The organism is Pseudomonadota bacterium, assembly GCA_039193195.1.
Classification (GTDB): Bacteria; Pseudomonadota; Gammaproteobacteria; order Steroidobacterales; family JBCBZW01; genus JBCBZW01.
On sequence record JBCCWS010000035.1, the window covers coordinates 23,262 to 40,694 of the forward strand.

Annotated in this window: 13 protein-coding genes; 2 read left to right on the forward strand and 11 right to left on the reverse strand. The window is 64.6% G+C overall.

Annotated elements, in window-relative coordinates:
• Window positions 1-56 precede the first annotated feature (56 nt).
• Together AAGA68_20715 and AAGA68_20720 are read left to right on the forward strand one after the other, a co-directional pair.
• On the forward strand, window positions 57-734 hold the full coding sequence (locus AAGA68_20715) for a hypothetical protein (GenBank protein MEM9387490.1): 678 nt from the start codon (window positions 57-59) through the stop codon (window positions 732-734).
• 43 nt (window positions 735-777) lie between these two features.
• On the forward strand, window positions 778-2,481 hold the full coding sequence (locus AAGA68_20720; protein ID MEM9387491.1) for a DUF4062 domain-containing protein: 1,704 nt from the start codon (window positions 778-780) through the stop codon (window positions 2,479-2,481).
• 10 nt (window positions 2,482-2,491) lie between these two features.
• Here AAGA68_20720 and AAGA68_20725 read toward each other — a convergent pair whose 3' ends face one another.
• The 11 genes from AAGA68_20725 to AAGA68_20775 form a co-directional block, all read right to left on the reverse strand.
• Window positions 2,492-3,124: a CIA30 family protein gene (locus AAGA68_20725; protein ID MEM9387492.1), complete on the reverse strand. Its 633-nt coding sequence runs from the start codon at window positions 3,122-3,124 to the stop codon at window positions 2,492-2,494.
• 318 nt (window positions 3,125-3,442) lie between these two features.
• Window positions 3,443-4,267 (reverse strand): DUF4198 domain-containing protein, encoded by an 825-nt coding sequence (locus AAGA68_20730; protein ID MEM9387493.1) that lies wholly within the window; start codon window positions 4,265-4,267, stop codon window positions 3,443-3,445.
• 232 nt (window positions 4,268-4,499) lie between these two features.
• Complete coding sequence (locus tag AAGA68_20735) at window positions 4,500-6,233, reverse strand: GMC family oxidoreductase (GenBank protein ID MEM9387494.1); 1,734 nt, start codon at window positions 6,231-6,233, stop codon at window positions 4,500-4,502.
• A complete protein-coding gene (locus AAGA68_20740; protein MEM9387495.1) occupies window positions 6,230-6,814 on the reverse strand; it encodes a gluconate 2-dehydrogenase subunit 3 family protein in 585 nt (194 codons plus the stop codon). Before AAGA68_20740 ends, AAGA68_20735 begins: the two co-directional genes overlap by 4 nt.
• Window positions 6,811-7,602: a sugar-binding protein gene (locus AAGA68_20745; protein ID MEM9387496.1), complete on the reverse strand. Its 792-nt coding sequence runs from the start codon at window positions 7,600-7,602 to the stop codon at window positions 6,811-6,813. The genes AAGA68_20740 and AAGA68_20745 overlap by 4 nt, the downstream gene beginning before the upstream one ends.
• Window positions 7,599-8,129: a gluconokinase, GntK/IdnK-type gene (locus tag AAGA68_20750; protein MEM9387497.1), complete on the reverse strand. Its 531-nt coding sequence runs from the start codon at window positions 8,127-8,129 to the stop codon at window positions 7,599-7,601. The genes AAGA68_20745 and AAGA68_20750 overlap by 4 nt, the downstream gene beginning before the upstream one ends.
• Window positions 8,122-10,467, reverse strand: coding sequence for a hypothetical protein (locus tag AAGA68_20755; GenBank protein ID MEM9387498.1), 2,346 nt, complete (start codon window positions 10,465-10,467; stop codon window positions 8,122-8,124). Before AAGA68_20755 ends, AAGA68_20750 begins: the two co-directional genes overlap by 8 nt.
• Window positions 10,454-11,833, reverse strand: a complete 1,380-nt coding sequence (locus AAGA68_20760; protein ID MEM9387499.1) for a glycoside-pentoside-hexuronide (GPH):cation symporter — start codon at window positions 11,831-11,833, stop codon at window positions 10,454-10,456. The genes AAGA68_20755 and AAGA68_20760 overlap by 14 nt, the downstream gene beginning before the upstream one ends.
• Window positions 11,830-12,894, reverse strand: coding sequence for a LacI family DNA-binding transcriptional regulator (locus tag AAGA68_20765; protein MEM9387500.1), 1,065 nt, complete (start codon window positions 12,892-12,894; stop codon window positions 11,830-11,832). Before AAGA68_20765 ends, AAGA68_20760 begins: the two co-directional genes overlap by 4 nt.
• A gap of 148 nt (window positions 12,895-13,042) precedes the next feature.
• On the reverse strand, window positions 13,043-14,623 hold the full coding sequence (locus AAGA68_20770; GenBank protein ID MEM9387501.1) for a sodium/sugar symporter: 1,581 nt from the start codon (window positions 14,621-14,623) through the stop codon (window positions 13,043-13,045).
• Window positions 14,624-14,631: 8 nt separating this feature from the next.
• A complete protein-coding gene (locus AAGA68_20775; protein ID MEM9387502.1) occupies window positions 14,632-17,175 on the reverse strand; it encodes a glycoside hydrolase family 3 N-terminal domain-containing protein in 2,544 nt (847 codons plus the stop codon).
• Window positions 17,176-17,433: the final 258 nt, after the last annotated feature.

The window sequence follows — 17,433 nt, forward strand, 5'->3', positions numbered from 1 at the left end:
GCCCAGCGCGCTTTCAAAGTGCGGGTCCGAGCACGCCGCAGAGTGAGCCGCTGTGGATGATCGTGCATCGGGTGAACTCGCCCCTGCGCGCGGCGTCCGTCAGGCGGCTGGCGAGTACACATCATGATCTTCGCCTCGAGGGGCGTGCGGTGCGGTGGGGCGCCGAGATGGATCTACAGGCGGTCGGCGGTGACGTACTAGTCACGCACGGCCGGTCGGCGCGCCATCCTGTGACCTTGGGGGACGTCGTGGCAGATCTGCCGCCGAGCGTGCTACTCGTACTCGAGCTAAAGCCGTCCATGTCGTCTGAAGGGGCGATCGCGTCGGTGCTCGAGCAAGTCGCAGGCTACTCACAGCCCATAGTCTTTGCGTCCTTCGATCATCGTCTCTTGGAGAGCATCTCCTTGGCGCAAGAATCAGCACGGACTGCGCTCATGACCTGGCAGCTCGGTCAGGGTGGTAGCAGGATCTTCCGCCTCGGCGAGGCACTGCTGCGACTCACCGGCGTGTGGCCAGCGTTCCCGACTGAGCCCCTATCGGTATCCACAGCGGCTTATCCGTGGACAAGTGCGACACCCGCGCTCGCCGGCGCACTTCGCGATAGGGGCGTGGATACGCTTTGCGGCACAGTTGACTCGCCCGAGGCGCTGGCTCACGTCGCCACGATTCCGGCGTTTGGGTTCTTCACCGATCAGCCCGAGCAACTCATTGAGTATCTCCGTCAACATCCCTGATCGTGTGGGCGCATGCCTGAAGTCCTTTACCTGAGTCTGCGAGATGTCTGATTTTCCAATGCCACGCGTGATGATCAGTAGCCCCGTAAAGGGGCTCGAGGGGGTCCGTGCACGTGCCCATGCCGTATGCGAGGCGCTCGGGCTTCCGATCGTTTCCATGGAGGAGAACAAGGCCGTTGCCCAATCGGCGCTCAAGTACTCCATCGACCTAGTCGAGTCATCGGATGTGTTTGTCGGGATCGCCGGGACGAGCGCTGGGTCGCGTCCCAGTGCTGATGAACACCATTACTCGCGCATGGAGTATGAGCGAGCAAAGCTCAGCCAGCTCCCTCGCCTCCTGTTTCTGCTCGAGGCGCCTGAATCGCCCGCCACCTCGGCCGTGGGCGAGGATATGCGCAAGCTACTGCTCAACGACAAGGACGCGGTCTCCTCCTTCTTTGAGGATGAGGACGAGTTTGAACGGAGCCTGCGCACCAGCTTGGAGGATTTCCTGAAGGTCTGGCGCGAGAACCGAGGTCTCACCCCCGGCCACGCCGAGCTCACCGTGGAGCGAAGCGTGGTGGAGCAGGGCGAATCGATCAACCTCGAGCTCAAGGCGCCCGACGTGCTGCGCGAGGCAATGAGTGTCCGCCTGGGGGCCCGAATTATCGAGCTGGACGACAGCGGAGTGGCCAGTATCGAGGTTAGGGACGTGGCGGAGCATACGCTCGAGCTGTTGTTTCAGCCTGGGGATGAGGACGAACCGAAGGTGATCCAGCAATCGACCATCACGGTCGTGCAGAAGTGGGGCAGCCTCCCGACTATCGCCTTGGGTGGCGCCTTCGTAGCGTTCGCTACGTGGCTGCTGCTTGGTTTCAGTCATCCGGTGGTGGTCGATGTGCCGATCGACTATCAGCCGTTGAACTTCAAGGATGATTGGCTTGGGCATGTTTTGACTTCTGGAGCCCTAGTTTGCGCCCTCGTGCTCGGCGTGGTGTCGGGTCGCGCGCGACGTGAGCTGGGACGGGTGGCGCAGCACGCCGATCAGGTATGGGGGAGCCTTCGGCTATGGGTAGTCCTAGGGCTGATGGCAGTGCTGGGGCTGGCCGCCTACTTGAATGCGCGCTTCGTTATCGAGCATGAAGATCGCATTTGGTGGAGCGAGGAGCTGGGTGAGTGGGCGGTCTGGACCATCTCGCTGGTTTTCTTTCTGCTCGCCCTCGGGCCAATGCTGGCTTTGATCGCCCGTCTCGGGTTGTCGGTAATCGCCGGGATGCGCAGCGCCCAAGCGGTGCTTACCTACGACCCGTGCGACAGCGACGGTCACTTCGGCCTCGCGTGGTTGGGGAACACGCTGCTGTCGTTTCTCGCCATCGCGAGCGTGCCCTTGGGTGTCGCTATCGCGATTCAGTTCCACCTGCACGACAAGGCGGGCCTCGGCGTGCCCATTGCGGTGATCCTAGGGTTTCTCACGATAGGCGCAGTCGTATACCCGATGGCGCAGGCGTATACCAATCTATCGCAGGCAAGATTCGGCGCGAAAAGTGCCGAGCAGCGTAGGCTCGAGAAGTTGCGTGCGCAGCCGGAGTCAGCGCTTCTCGAGAGTGAACGCCAGGAGCGGCGAGCTCAGATCGAACGGATCGAGAGCCGCGTCGAGGCGATCGAGAGGGCGAGCGCAATCGTCGCCGGATGGAAGGGGGCGGTGGCAGTCGCCATTACCGGCTTCTGCTTACTCTTGCCCTTCGCTCTTTTCGTGTTCGTACTGTGAGGCTGCAGGCTCAAGCGCAAGGTCCGGCGTTCGGTGCGTGCGCGTGCACGCTGCCCAAGGTCAGTCGGAACGGGCCGTCGCGCTTGTCGTAGATCATCAGGCCCATGCCACGGATTCGCGAGGTGTCAAGGGCAGGTCCGCGCAAGCGAGCGCCTCGAAACTGCGGCACGAACGCGGTGAAGGGGATATGCACCGTGGTCCATTCCTCATCGGCAGTGTCGAAGTCGGCCCAGTAGCCGACGGGTTGGCCGTAGACCCGTGCATCGGTGCTCAGTCGCCACGTATAGCGGCGCCCATCCCCCCGCACGCGCAAGCAGATGCCATCGTAAGCGGACAAATCGAGGGTCAGGGCGGCAGTGCGGATGGAGCTGAAACCCCCGCCGTTCGTGTTGGTGGCGCCAGTGAACAGCAAGGAGCTGGCGCCGGAGGAGAAATCTCCCTTGCTACGTCCGCCCATCACGCTGTCATTGACCACATACCAGGCGAGATCAGCGCTATCGGGGCTGAAATCTGTGATCAGGTAGTCGTCGGCCATGGCGTTCCCGTAGGCGAGGAGTGTAAGCAGTATTGACGCGGACAGCCCCCAAGGTGATCGTGGCGAGGAGGCGCTGCGACCGCGAAGTGATGGGAGGAGATCGCTCATCGGTCCATTATCGTCGAGAATGGGGGTGTCCGGTACGGGTCTGTGTCGTGCCGTCGGCCTTGCGGACCGACACGCTGGAGCAGTCGCTTGCGTAGGGCACCGGGGCGATGGCCGCGACACCCTCCACCCACAGCACTAGCGGGCCTCTCAGCGCCGGGCATGCTCACTCTTCGCCGGCGCGGTGCGTGCGGCCCACGGCGGCGAACACGCGGTCGGCGAAGATGAGGCTCACGACTGCGTGCTTTGCATGGTTCACTCGCCTACAAGCATCGAGAGGCACCGCAAGCCTTGGCTCAGCCACTTCTCGGCGTGCGGGTTCTACGGCAAGGCAGCCGCCTGCACTTCGATGGTGATGGTGACGCTGTGTGAGTAGCCATCAGTGCCAGGTACGGCGCTCTCCGTCCCAGTTCGTTCGGTGATGAGCAGGTAGCGACCTGCTGCGGCTGTGGTCAACTCGCAGGCGCCCTCGCCGTTGGTGACGCACTGAACTGCAGCTTCATCGTGGGCGGAGCCATCCTCAGAGTACAAGAGCACTGCCTGTTGTGATACTGGCTCGCCGGAGGCGAGAACCGTAACGTCGAAGGCGGTCTTGGCGCGCAGTGCGGTGGGGTCGACCGAAAACACGATCTCCAGGGGATCTCCGGTCGGGGCGAGCGCCATCGTGGATGGCGCCCCGAGCGTCACGTAGCTTGCGGCCTTGTTGAAGTAGACGGTCGAGCGGACGACCGCGGCCTGCGGGAAATCCTGACGTGTGCCCGGTTGCCAGGTCTGCTTGCCCTCGATGCTCAAGAGCGTCCATGGCATCGAGGCCTCTTCACCTTCAAGGCGGTAGGTACCCGGTGTCTCGAGCTCCACCTCGCCAACGGTGCGGGTCTTGCCAAGGAACAGCGCAGGCACCGATCGGCGCAGGCCGTCACTGCCCACGAACCACCAGCGGTAGTAGCTGCTCGGGCCGGACCCTGGACGAAAGCGCCGGTCGCCAAAGGTGTGATCGAAGCTCACCCACGCTGGCGCCTCTGGCACCTGAAACACGTTTGGGACAAGCCACTGCTGATGGGCGCCTATCTCGGGGGCGTACACGCTCACCGCGGCGCCGATTGCGGCGATGGCATTGCTGCCTGCGGATGGTCTACGAGTTCTCATATTGAGTTACCTGGCTGCCTAAAGGGGCTAGCGACAAGCCGAGCGTCTCTGTGCCGAGACCCGTACCGGCGCGCGCTCGAGCATGCCATACGCATAGGCGAAGCGCCCAGAACCTGAAGCTCGCCACCCACGCTCGCCGAGGGCTGGTGCGTGAACCCTTCAACCGGCGAGGCGAGCTATGCGCGACGAGCTGTGATCGGCGCGGGCGCCTTTCGTCCCTACTCTGCGAGCGTCAGGTGAGCCGGCCTGCTTTCATCTCCCGGACGGCGTAGTCGACGGCTCTTACCGTGAGCGCCATCATGGTGAGGGAAGGGTTCTGCGTAGCGATCGAGCAGAACGTGGCGCCGTCGGTGCAAAACAGGTTGTCGATTCCGTGGGCCTGGTTCCAGCGGTTGAAGGCCGAGTGGGCGGGATCCTCGCCCATGCGAGCGGTGCCGGTCTCGTGCACGCCCGTGCCGAGGGGATTGCTGGCAATATGCGTCTTGACGTCCTCGTAGCCCGAGGCGCGCATCAGCGCCGCGCCGGTCCGCGTGGCATGCTCCATCATCGCGTGCTCGTTGCTGGACCAATCGCAGCTGATGTGAAGCTGTGGGACTCCCCACCTATCTTTACGTGTGCCGTGCAGGGTCACCTGGTTCTCCGGCCGCGGCAGCGTCTCCCCTTGGCTGTATAGCTGCATGCGCCAGGCGCCCGGTTGACCGAGGCGAGACTTGAAGGCCTCACCGAAGCCCGCCTCTTGCCCCCGCGCCTGCCATCCTTCGCGATAGCTCCCGCCCGTGAGTAGGTACCCGCGGGCGAAGCCTTGTGCGTAGCGCTTCGGCTCGTAGTGGATGTTCGGAAGCACGATGCCTGCGGGGCGGCGTCCGGCGTAGTACTCGTCTTCGTAGCCTGGAATGCGTGCGCTCATGGAGGCGTTGTAGTTGTGGTCCATCAGGTACCGACCGACCACGCCCGAGCGATTGGCCAGGCCTTGGGGGTAGTGGCGATCGGCAGAGTTGAGCAGGACTTGGGTGGAGCCGAGGGTGGAGGCGCAGAGGAAGACTAGGCGCCCGTGGTACTCGCGCTCGCTCAGCGTTTGCTCGTCGATCACGCGCACCCCTCGTACGCGTCGTCGGGCGTGGTCGTAGATCAGGCTGTGCACCACGCTGTGCGGGGCGATGCGCAAGCGCGACGTGGCCAGCGCCGCGGGCAAGGTCGCACTCTGCGTGGAGAAGTAGGCGCCAAAGGAGCATCCGTGGCCGCACTCGTCGCGCGCCTGGCATGCCGTGCGACCGAGCGCTAGCTGCGCTCGCGTGGGGCGGGTGAGGTTGGCTACGCGACTCATGATCACGCGCCGGTCGGGGAAGCGCGCCTCGATCCGACTTCTGAACGCGAGCTCCGGCTTGGTCATCTCAAAGGGCGGTTGGCAAACGCTGTCCGGCATCTGCTCCAGCCCGTCTGCGGCGCCGCTGATGCCGATGAAGCGCTCAACGTAAGCGTACCACGGCGCAATGTCCTGGTACGTAATTGGCCAGGCAGCTCCGTGCCCATCGTTTGCATTAGCTGAGAAATCGTGCGCGGACCAGCGATAGCATTGACGCGCCCACATGAGGGATTTGCCACCGAGCTGATTGCCGCGAATCCACAGGAACTTCCTATCCGCTGGTGTGCTATAGGGCAATTCGCGATCGTTGCCGTAGAAGTGTCGGGTGGTGGCGGTGAAGGCATAGTTCTGGCTCTGGATGGCGTAGTCGCGATCGATGACCGCGCGCCTGACCTTGCCGCGCTCGTCCAGGGTCCACGGCGGCACGCCCTCGCCGGGGTAGTCGCGCCGGTGCTCGACTAGGCGGCCCCGCTCCACCAGCAGCGTGTTGAGGCCGCGCTCGCACAACTCCTTCGCTGCCCAACCGCCGGTGATGCCCGAGCCGATAACGATGGCGTCGAAGACCTCCTGGCTCTCGCCGACGACCGCGTCGCGCAGCTTCATTTGAACCACCCCTTGCCCATGGCAGCATAGGGCATGGAGCCCCGGTAGGTGCCGGGCAGGGGATCGTAGGCGAGGAGCTGGGTGGCCCCGGGTTCAGAGGTGCAGTAGGCGAACACGAGCAATGACTTCAGAAAGTGCCAGGCGTCGCGGTGCGTGGCGCCAAAGGGGGGATCGGCCCTTTCTAGGCGCTGTAGTAGCTCGAGCTGTGCGGCGGGAGATAGTTGGCGCAGGGAGTCTTCGCCATGGATTTCCTTGGCCGCCCCCCTTAGCTGCTGCAGTAGGCGGATCACTTGCTGCTGACGCACGCGCGGTTGGCATCGTGCCAGCAGGCGATCGACCACCCCATGGGCGTCGACGTCGGCGGCGCCCGGGGTGTCGGTGGTGGGGATCAGCTGAGCGGCGATGGCACCAAGATCCCCTAGCGTTTCGCCCTGCAGCAGCTCGCCGGCTGCGCTGGGTCCAGCGATGGATGCTGGCTGTGTCAGCGCCAAGGCAAGCGCGGCCTCGCTTCCGAGGGTCGTGAGTGACAGGCCGGCAGCGGCGCTCGCGGCCGCGAGAAGCGATCGTCGATCGGGGTTCACGGCAGCCTCACGTCGGAGGAAGACGCGGGCGTGTGCCGCAGGGTGATGCGGCCGAAGACATCCGCATCGATATAGGCGCGGTTGCGATCACCGTTTACCGGCTCGATCTCGACGTCGCCCATGAAGTGCTGGCGGCCGCTCGCGTCATCCGCGTCGCAGTAGGCCACCGAGAAGCCGATCTCTTTGCCAGCCGTCAGCGTGGCGGGCGACAGCGCGTCAGGCGCGTCGGGTGTGTATCGGTGCAGGCGCAGCTGCACTTCCCAATAGAGGCGGTAGGGGGCGGCGTGGCTTCGCTGCCAGCGCGCGGTGAGGTGCGAGGGGAGGGAGACGACCACCGGCTCGCCGCGCTGGCGCTCTCGTTGGGTGCGGAAGGGGCCGATGTCCACGACCTGGTTGTCGAGGCCGATGTGGTAGGCAAATGCGCTGTGGTCGAACTGGTGGATGCCTCCGCTCGCGTCTTCGTCGACGAAGATCTCGAGCGTGTCGTCGTTCCAGTAGCTCTCGAAGGGGCTGGGATGGGCGTCGATGAGAACGTCGTCGGTGACTTCCGCTAGCAGGTAGAGATAATCAGCATCCCACACGAGTCGATAGCGGGCATTGAAGTCCTCGGGCTCGGGGACCGTGCCGAGGATGCTGAAGTCGAGCTCGTACCACGGGGTTGAGGCCCAGGCCTCGTCGTTGGGAACGCCATCGATGACTGGCGGCGTGTCCGCAAACGTCGCGAAGCGTTCAGCGAAGGCGGGTGTGGCGACGCTCAAGGCTGCCACCAGGCAGGCGAACTTCATCATGTCGGGTCACCTTGCGTCAGGTGCTGGAGGGCGTGCAGGCTGGCCGCGGCCTGCGAGTCGGTGGACAGGGCAGGATCGATCGGAATCACATCTGGTTCATCGTCCGTGCCTTGAAAGGCCTGAAACTGGCTGCGCAGCAGGGTCGAGGCCATGAAGTGGCCGCGACGTTTGTGCAGGCGAGCGCGCAGCACTTCGAAGCTGCCGTCGAGCAGGATGAACGCGCTTGAGAGGCCTTGCGTACGCAGCGCTGCGCGATGGTGCCGGCGCAGCCCGCTGTGCGCGAGCACGAGGGACTCACGCGCCTGCGCGGCGGCACTCAGGCGCTCGCAGACGGCGTGCATCCAGGGTGCGCGGTCCGCGTCGGTCAAAGGGATCCCGGCCGCCATCTTGCGCCGGTTGTCCGCGGGATGCAGATCGTCGGCATCCACTACGGGGCGGTTCAAACGTTTGCCTAGGGCGTTGGCGAGCGTCGTCTTGCCGGCCCCACTCACGCCGATGACGACGATTAGCTGTGGTAACTCACCCATGGGCAGGTGGCAGCTTGACCTGTACCTGGTGGCGGTGCCCGGGGCGCACGCGAAGCAAGCTCTCGCTCGGCAGGATGCCTTCCTCGGTAATGATCTCGGGATGGGTGACCTCGTCGTGACGTTGGTAGTGAACGATCACGGTGGCGCCGCGGAAGGGCCGCTCGATGCGCGCTTGTTGCCACGTCTTGGGAAGCGAGGGCGCGATACGCAGGCCGCCCGCACAGCCGCGCAGGCCGAATAGATCTTCGATGAGGATGCGGTAGAGCCAGCTTGCGGCGCCCGTGTGAAAGAGCTGACTCGAGCGACCCGCCGTGCGCGGGTGTTGCTCGACCGCGCCGCGGTAGTAGTTGGGGACGAACACGGGCAGCTGTTGGCGCTGGCTGGCGTCGCCGGTGCTAGGCAGCATCTTCAGCAGCTCGCCGTAGGCAAGATCGCTCCGGCCGATCCTGAACAACGCTCGAATGAAGAAGGCCGCCGCATGGTTGTAGATGCTTCCGTTCTCCGCCGTGCCTGGGTGCTTCTGCGTGACTCGGCCGATGTCCTCGTGCATCCGTGTGTAGGCAGGTGCGAGCATCATCATGCCGAACGGCGTGGAGAGCTCACGGCGCGTGGCCTCGATGATCTGTGCAGCTTGGCTCGCCGTGGCAATGTCGGCGAGGATTGCCCAGCTCTGGGCGTTGAGAAAAATGCGACCTTCCTCGTCTTGCGCGGTGCCGAAGGTGCGGCCCTGGTCGGTGATACCTCGGGCGAACCACTCACCGTCCCAGAGGTACTTCTGCACCGCCCTGGCCGTGCGGTCTGCGTGGTTGCGTAGGGATCTGGCGAGCGCATCATCGCCCTGCTCAACGGCGACCTGACCCCATTCGCGTAACGCCGCAACGGTAGCCATCGAAAGCCAGCCGGACACGCCTATCCCACGCGGGCCGACCATGTTCATCGGATCACACCAGTCCCCCTGGGCGATCAGGCTGAGGTCTCGATGGTCGCAATTGTCGACCAGCCACCGCATGGCCATAGTGACGCGATCGAACACGGTCGCCGATCTGCCGCTGCTATCTTCGATCGACGTGCTGAGCAACTCCGTGTCGCCACTCTCGTCCAAGTAGGCACGCAGGGTGAATGGCAGCCAGACGCAGTAGTCTGTATGTGGCACACGGTTGATGTACTTCAGCTCAGCGTTGCGGCTCATCGTGATGCCCGCGGGTAGGTTGCCGTCCGCAAGTTGCTGGGACAGGGTACGCTTGATCGCCTCCGCCGCCTGGCGTGGCGCGAGGAAACTCATACCCATCGCGTCCTGTAGGTAGTTGCGAGTCTGCGGGTCTGTGGTGAAGCGGTGCATCTCACCGTGGTAGCGCACCTGGCGGGCGAGCCAGTGATTGACGAAGTTGTCGAGCTCGCCGTGTGGGGTATCGAGGCGCACGCCACGTTGCGCGGTGGCCGGAGCGGTCGGCGAGGGTGGGCGCGCTCGCCCCAAATGGCGTTGGCCGAGGGTTCGCGCCTCGGCCGCATCGGCCACCGGGCCGAAAAGAAAGCGCAGTGTCAGTGTCTCCCCTGGCGCCAGCGTACGTTGATACTGTAAGACGGCGATCGGCGATTCGTACACGGCATCGCCGTTGACCAGGCGGTCCGCCTGGACCCCGTCGGGAGCCCCGATGCCGCCCTCACCCTCGAAGGCCTCGCGCGAGGCCTCCCAGGCATCGGGGGCGGTGTCGTGCAGCAAGACCGTCATGTCTTTGAGCTGGCGGATTCGAGCGTAGTCTTCGAGCTGCTGGTACGGGGTTACCGACCGCGCGAGGATGCCGCCTAAGGCCCGGTCGTAGGCAGCCGCTTGGCTCATCCAGCTCATGTAACCGATCGAGAACATTGGGTAGAGCTGGATCCGGCGTACGCGAGGGCCTGCGTTACGCACGTCGAGTTGCCATAGCTCCACGGCGTCTTGTGGTGGGAGGCGTACGCGCCACTGCGTGATGAGGCCACGCTCACGGTTTTCCCACCAGGCCTCCGAGTCACTGGCCGAGAAGCAGAACGACTCTGTCGGTCGGCGTACGGGTTCGTGAGGGATGGAATACAGCCCGCGATCCAGCTCATCCTTGATGTAGACGAAGCGGCCCGGATGGTGCGCGTAGTAGGGCAGCTCCGGCTGCATGAAGGTCCTCGCCTCCAGCGCCGGCCCGTGGGAGTACTTGCTAGGCTCCGGCTGGGCGTGCTGCGCTGTCACGAACCCGCGGCAGTTGAGCTGCAGGATCAGCTGGCGATTCCACAGGAAGGTCGTCGCCCGCGGCATGGCGCTGGGCGAGTGCAGGCTGACTCGCCCCGTGATCGGGTCATGCGTGATCAAGCTGAGCGTCTCGCTGTTCGAGGTCGCCCTGGATCTGGGCAAGTGTCGCGCCGCTAAGACCGTAGCAGGCCGTCACCGCCACGGCCACCAGGGCGAACAGTCCTGGGATGGCGGTCTGCAGGAGGGCGATGCCCGCGCGTGATGCGTCGTCTTGGGCTGTGTTGGCGGCGTAGCCGATGGCGGCGAGCATCCAAAGCATGCCGGCGGAACCTAGCGATCCTCCTAACTTTTGGGCAAAGGTGGCGGCGGAGAAGGTCATCGCTGTGGCGCGCCGGCCCTTCTTCCATTCGTTGTAGTCGGCGGTGTCCGCGTACATGGACCAGGTGAGCGGCGACTTCGGTCCCAGGGCCAGACTTATTGCGATGTTGAAGGAAAACACCAGCCACAGCATGTCAGGCGGTACGAAGTAGAAGGCGATCGAGAGCGCGCCGACCAACAGCATGAGCCCCATGAGGAGCTTTGCCTTGTCTACGTAGCGAGCCATGACCGGGGCCGCCAGCGCGCCGCAGGCGTAGGCGATCATCTGCCACAGGAGGTAGTCGGGGAGTAGGTCCGGGCGCTCTAGGTAGTAGTGGAAATAGTAGTAAGCCGAGCCCCCACGCATCGTGATCGTCATCATGATGATCATGGCGAGGGCGAAGAGGATCAGCCACGGGCCGTTGTCCAGCAGGTCGAGAACGTCTTGCCGCGCACTGGCGTGCTGTGCTGTGGGCGGGGTGATGCGCTCACGGGTGCTGAGAAATGTGAGGGCGAAGATCACCGCCGCTACCGTGCCGTAGAGCATCATCGTGCGCTGCCAGCCGAGTGTCGCATCGCCCGCGCCAAGGGTGTCCACTAGTGGCAGAGTGTACTTGTTCACTAGGGCCCCGCCCGTAAAGGCGAAGAGAAAGCGCACGCTGAGAAGCGTGGTGCGCTCTTCGCTGCGCGCGGTCATCACGCCGGAGAGGGCCGAGTACGGTGTGCTCAGCACCGTGTAGGTCAGCATCATCACCGTGTAGGTGGCGTAGGCCCAGAGCAGTTTGCCGGTGTCGTCGAGGGCGGGGGTGGTGAAGGTGAGCACCGCGGCGCCCGCCATGGGGATGGCAGCGAACAGGAGGTAGGGGCGGAACTTGCCCCAACGCGAGCGCGTGCGGTCGGCGATCGCGCCCATGAGGGGATCGGTGAATGCGTCGACGATGCGGGTGACGAACAGCATGGTGCCCGCTGCGGCGGCGCTGATGCCGAACACGTCGGTGTAGAACGCAGCGAGGAACGAGGCGATCGTGGTCCAGTAGAGGTTGAAGCCGAGATCGCCAAGGCCGTAGCCGAGCTTCTCGCGCCAGGGGAGGGTCACCTGGCGCGAGGGGGCGCCGGCCGCGGTGCTCACGGCTGCGGTCCGTCCTCGGCGGGGGCGGGTCCCGTGGACTCGCGCACGACGATTTGCGAGTCCATCGTGCGCTGAAAGTCTTCTGGCTCGCCGCCTCGCAGGCGTCGGATCAACAGCTCCCCGGCCAGGCAGGCCATCTCTTGCAGCGGCTGGCGCACGGTGGTCAGCGAGGGATAGAGCTGACTTGCGAGGGGGATGTCATCGAAGCCTGCCAGGGAGATGTCGTTCGGGATCGACAGCCCCGCTTCATGGGCGGCGCGCATCACGCCCGACGCCATGTGGTCGTTGGCACAGAAGATAGCCGTGGGCCGGCGCTTGCGGCCGAGTAGCTTGCGACCGCACTCGAGCCCCGACGCCGCCGTGTTGTCACCGCGTAGCACGAGGCGCGAGTCGACGCGTAGGTCGCAGTTGCGCAGCCCGTCTAGGAAGCCGTCGTAGCGGCTCGCCATCGCCAGATGGTCTGGGTGAGCCTGCACGAAGGCGATGCGTTCATGGCCGAGGTCCGCCAGGTGCTTGATCACGCCGGCACTCACTTCCCGATCGTTGGTGCCGACGGTCCAACCGGACGCCGTAGGCGAGGCCGGGGAGATGACGACGTTAGGAGCGTCGATCTCGTCCATCAACCCCATCACAGCGGGCAGGTCGGAGATGGGCGGGATCAACAGCAGGCCATCGACGCGAGGCGACTCGATCAGATAGCGCAGCTCGCCCATCAGGGCCGGGTCCGTGTAAGCACAGGGATGGATCAGCAAATCGTAGTGTTCGCTGCGGCAGGCCTTGAGCGCGCCGTTTTGGATGCTCGTGATGTAGCTGGAGTTGGCGTTGTAGATCAGGCCGAGGAGGTAGGTCTTGCGACCGGCCAGCATGCGGCCCGGGGAGTTGGGCCGATACTGTAGCAAGGTCATCGCCTCGCGGATGCGGTCCCGCGTTTCCGTACGCACGGTGGTTTCGCCGTTGAGCACACGCGAGACGGTCTTCGTCGACACTCCGGCGAGTGAAGCGACATCGGTAATCGTCGCCTTACGAGGGCGCTTACGTTCACCGTTTTGACGACCTTCCACGTCCATCTCCGATCAAAAAATGACAGCGCACGACACTATGCCAGAGTCCCCTAGCCTCCGCGAGAAGGCAGCGCCTGAGGGATCGGCGTCGACTCGCCAATCGGCGAGTTGCGAGCGCTGTGGCGATCGCGCTTGTGAGCGCATCGCCTTACCAAAACACCGCGTACAGCCCAGTGAGTATCGAGATCACGAGAGCGGAACCCACCGCGTAAGCGGGTGCTGTCGCGAAGGTGACGCCGCTAAGGTCGATGGCGCCCACATCTTTTCTCTCGCGCCGATCACCGAGCACCACCATGATCGCCATGCAGGCCACAAACACGTAGAGCACGCGGTCCATGAACGGCACCTCGGGCAGCCAGATCTTGCCCAGCAGTGACAGCACTAGCGACGATACGGCGCCAGCGAGGGCGCCCGTGCTGGTGGCCCGGGGCCAGAACATGCCGAGCAGGAAGATGGCGCAGATACCAGGTGTGAAGAATCCCGTGAACTCCTGGATGTACTGGAATGCTTGCGGAAAGTTCCCAAGCAGCGGTTGTGCGACCAGGAGCGCAATTAGCAAGGCCGTAAGGCTAGCGCCGCGGCCGACGCGGACTAAAGTGCCCTCGGATACCTCGTGGCGCCGCAGGGCGCGGAAGATGTCGAGGGTGAAGATCGTTGCGATCGAGTTCATCATCGATCCCAGAGATGACACGATAGCCGCCACTAGCGCGGCGAAGAGCAACCCGCGAATCCCGCTCGGCGCCAGCCCCATCAGCGTGGGGTAAGCAGCGTCAGGTCGCGTTACTTGCCAGGCACCGTTGGGGTCTTGGGCAAGCACGAACATCGCGATGCCGGGCACCACGATGATCAGCGGCATGAGCAGTTTCAGGAATGCGGCGAACACGATGCCCCGCTGCGCTTCGCGCAGGTCTTTAGCGGCCAGAGCACGCTGGATGATGTACTGGTTGAAGCCCCAGTAGGAGATGTTCATCATCCACATGCCGCCGATGAGTACGCCGAGCCCCGGGAGGTTCATGTACTCGGGGTTGTCGCGGCTGAGGATCATGTCGAACTTCTCAGGCGCAGCCTCGCCGAGGCGGGTGAGCCCCGACCACCATCCCGCGCCGTCAGACACCTCGTTCAGCGCCAGGTAGGTGAGCAGCAAGCCGCCTGCGACGAGCAGCACTACCTGCACGATGTCCGTGAGCGCCACCGCCTTGAGACCGCCGTAGAGCGAGTAGGCGACGGCGAGTAGCGCCAACAGCACGAGCCCCAGCGCAGGCGCGGTGCCTGTGAGGGTGGAGACGGCTGTCGCCCCGAGCCACAGGACCGAGGTGAGGTTTACGAAGGTGTACAGGCCCAGCCAGAAGATGGACATGACGAACTTCAGGCGGGCGTCAAAGCGCTGCTCGAGGAACTGGGGCATCGTGTGAATGCCCCGGGCAAGGAAAATCGGCAGCACGTACTTGCCGACCAGCAGCAGTGTCGCCGCAGCCATCCACTCGTAGGAAGAGATCGCCAGGCCCACCACGTAGCCCGAGCCGGACATGCCGATGATCTGCTCGGCGGAGATGTTGGCGGCGATCAGCGAGGCGCCGACGGCCCACCAAGGCAGGGCGCGACCGGCGAGGAAGTAGTCCTCGCTGCTCTTGCGCTCACCGGACGGTTGCCGTGACACGAAGGTGGCGAGCGCGATCAACCCTGATACGTACAGGGCGACCACGGCGAGGTCGAGGGTGCTGAGTACCATCCTCGAGCCTACCGCTGCCCGGTCGTGTTGGCTGCGATGCTCATGGGCGGACACTCGAGAACGCCTTCGATGGGGGCCAGGGCCACTTCGTGAAGCCCAAGGTCCATGGCGCCACCGGCGCGAATCTCCAGCGGCGATCTCACCTCCTGCGCCTGCTCATCGGCGAGGTCGAAGCAGCGCAGGGGCACGAGTAGGGTGGTCCAACCGTCGCGTACCGGCGGCAGCAATGCACTTAGCGCCAGCGCCTTGCCGCACGTTTGTGCGCAGCGAATGGCAAGCGTGGCATCAGCCGGCACCTGTGGCGTGTCGAGCACCAGCTTGAGGGCCATGTCCCCGTTGATGGCACGGCGCAGGTCTAAGGTGGTGCCTTCCAGGCGCGCGATCGCGCCACCGTCTCGGCCGGTCCAGGTGAGCTGTACGGCGTCTTCCTGGGCGAGATGGTCCCGTCTGCGCAGGCGCAGCGCATCGTCCGGCGACTGGACGCGGTGACCGATCGCCGTGGTGCTGCCGCTGGCGTCGTAGAGTTCGAGGTACCACGGTGCCACCGCCGTGCCGCGCACCAGGAACTCGCGCCCGGCATCCAGCTGTTCAATGCGGGCTCCATCGGCCTCGTCCAACGGGGGCACGGTGACCGCATCGTCGAGGCTGAGGCCGTAGCCGAAGGCGAACAGGGGCTCGTAGGGCGTGTCGCCGCGGTTGACCGTGGTTTGCCAGGGCGTGGCGGGCCAGGAGAAGGACAGCCTGCCCGTGAAGTCGAGGGTCCGTGCGCCAGCGACGGGCGCCAGCAGCAGTTCGGCGATTGCGCCTCCCTCCGTACCCGGGAGCCACGCCGCTACGAAGGCATCGCTCGCGTTCAGATGCGGGTTGACCCACAGTGGGCGTCCGGACAGGAACACGCTGACCGTGGGGATTCCCGAGGCTTTTAAATTCGTTAGGTTTGTGTGTATCTGGTGGTGATCTACGAACGCGACGTGACGTCGGTCTCCTTGGAACTCTGCATAGGGCGCCTCGCCGTACACCACGATGGCGACGTCGGGTTGGCCCTCGTAGGTGCCATCACGACTGAGCTGGGCGGTGCCGCCGGCAGCACGTACTGCGTCGGCGATGCCTTCCCAGATGGTCTGCCCGTTGGGAAAGTGCTCGCGGGTGTTGCCGGTGCCTTGCCAGGAGAGGGTCCAGCCGCCAGTCTGCTGCTGCATGTCGTCTGCACCCGGCCCCAGCACCAGCACGTGTGAACCCGCGGAGATCGGCAACACCTGCTGGTTGTTCTTCAGCAAAACGGCGGAGCGCTGTACCGCCTCGCGCGCGATCGCCCGGTGTGCGGGGTGACCGAGCAGGTCGCTGGCGCCCGCGAACGGGCGCGCCGAGGGTTTGGGCGCTTCGAAAAGGCCGGCGCGCAGCTTGACGCGCAGGATACGGCGCACCGCATCCTCCAGGCGCTCCTCAGTGATCTCGCCGTCGCGCACGTTGCGCAGCGTGCTGTGGTAGAGGGTCCGCCAGCTGTTGGGCGCCATGAACATGTCGATGCCCGCCATGATCGCGTGGGGGCACTCCTGGGGGCTGCAGCCGGCGACCTGCGCGTGGGCGTTCCAATCGCCGACCAAGAAGCCATCGAAGCCCATGCGCTCTTTGAGCACGCTCGTCAGCAGGTAGCGCGACCCATGCACCTTGCACCCTTGCCAGCTGGAGAAGGAGGCCATGATGACCTCCGCGCCCGCCGCCAGCGCGCGCGGGTAGCCGGCGCCATGAATTAGCGCGAGCTCGCGCTCCGTGGCAATCGCGTTGCCTTGGTCGATGCCCTCGTGGGTGCCACCGTCGCCGATGAAGTGCTTTGCTGTGGCAAGGACGCGCCCACGGCGCAAGCGGTTTGGGTCGCTGAGCGCGCCTTGAAGGCCTTCGATCATAGCCTCGGCGTAGGCGGCGACGATCGATGGATCCTCCGAATAACTTTCATAGGTACGTCCCCAGCGATCATCACGTGCGACTGCCAGCGTGGGCGCGAAGCTCCACTCTTGGCCCGTGACGACGATCTCCAGCGCCGTCGCCTCCCCGATGCGTCGAATCAGCGTTGGTGCTCGTGCCGCGCCGAGGCCGATGTTGTGCGGGAACACGGTGGCGCCGACCACGTTGTTGTGGCCGTGGACAGCGTCGGTGCCCCACAGGAGCGGGATGACCGGCCGGCCGTCCTCGCGCGAGTTGGTGGCAGCGAAGAACTGGTCGGCGAGCGCCAGCCACTGTGCCGGTGATGCCCGCACATCGTCGTTCGGCGCCGAGTTGCCGCCGTTCAGGATGGCGCCGAGGCGATACTCGCGTAGATCCTCCGGTTCGATCGAGCCGATGTCGGCCTGAATCAGCTGTCCCACCCTGTCCTCCACGGACATCTCGGCGAGCAGCGCATCCACGCGAGCCTCTAGCGCAGGGTCGAGCGAGCGGTGGTGAGTCGGCGCGGGCCACTGCTCGATGTCTCGGACAAGGGAGTCCCTCTCGGGCAGAGCGGGGTCGCAAGCGAGCATCGAGGTAGCCGCGAGCAGCGGCAGCAAGGAGGTAGCCATCGGCCCGGTGATTCCCTGTTTGTGTTCTTGAACCGCGCTGGCGCAGCCTTGCCAGCGCAGGCAGAGCGTCCCAGATAGGTGTCGACCTTGTCAATCATGTCAGCGTTGGACAATTGTCTTGGAATTGTTCTTAATAAAGCGCTAGTAAAATCCTGAGTATCTTCTGTATTTGGTTTGTATATCCATATATTTCAGTAATTTATGTTCTCGCGGCTCTGCTTTCTCTTGGTTGCAGTGCAAGATGACAGCGTAAGTCTT

What these genes read in the sequence shown, in the direction of transcription:
- AAGA68_20715 (MEM9387490.1), top strand. Translation starts at nt 57, where the DNA reads ATGATCGTGCATCGGGTGAACTCGCCCCTGCGCGCGGCGTCCGTCAGG.
- AAGA68_20720 (MEM9387491.1), top strand. Translation starts at nt 778, where the DNA reads ATGTCTGATTTTCCAATGCCACGCGTGATGATCAGTAGCCCCGTAAAG.
- AAGA68_20725 (MEM9387492.1), bottom strand. Translation starts at nt 3,124, where the DNA reads ATGAGCGATCTCCTCCCATCACTTCGCGGTCGCAGCGCCTCCTCGCCA.
- AAGA68_20730 (MEM9387493.1), bottom strand. Translation starts at nt 4,267, where the DNA reads ATGAGAACTCGTAGACCATCCGCAGGCAGCAATGCCATCGCCGCAATC.
- AAGA68_20735 (MEM9387494.1), bottom strand. Translation starts at nt 6,233, where the DNA reads ATGAAGCTGCGCGACGCGGTCGTCGGCGAGAGCCAGGAGGTCTTCGAC.
- AAGA68_20745 (MEM9387496.1), bottom strand. Translation starts at nt 7,602, where the DNA reads ATGATGAAGTTCGCCTGCCTGGTGGCAGCCTTGAGCGTCGCCACACCC.
- AAGA68_20750 (MEM9387497.1), bottom strand. Translation starts at nt 8,129, where the DNA reads ATGGGTGAGTTACCACAGCTAATCGTCGTCATCGGCGTGAGTGGGGCC.
- AAGA68_20770 (MEM9387501.1), bottom strand. Translation starts at nt 14,623, where the DNA reads ATGGTACTCAGCACCCTCGACCTCGCCGTGGTCGCCCTGTACGTATCA.
- AAGA68_20775 (MEM9387502.1), bottom strand. Translation starts at nt 17,175, where the DNA reads ATGGCTACCTCCTTGCTGCCGCTGCTCGCGGCTACCTCGATGCTCGCT.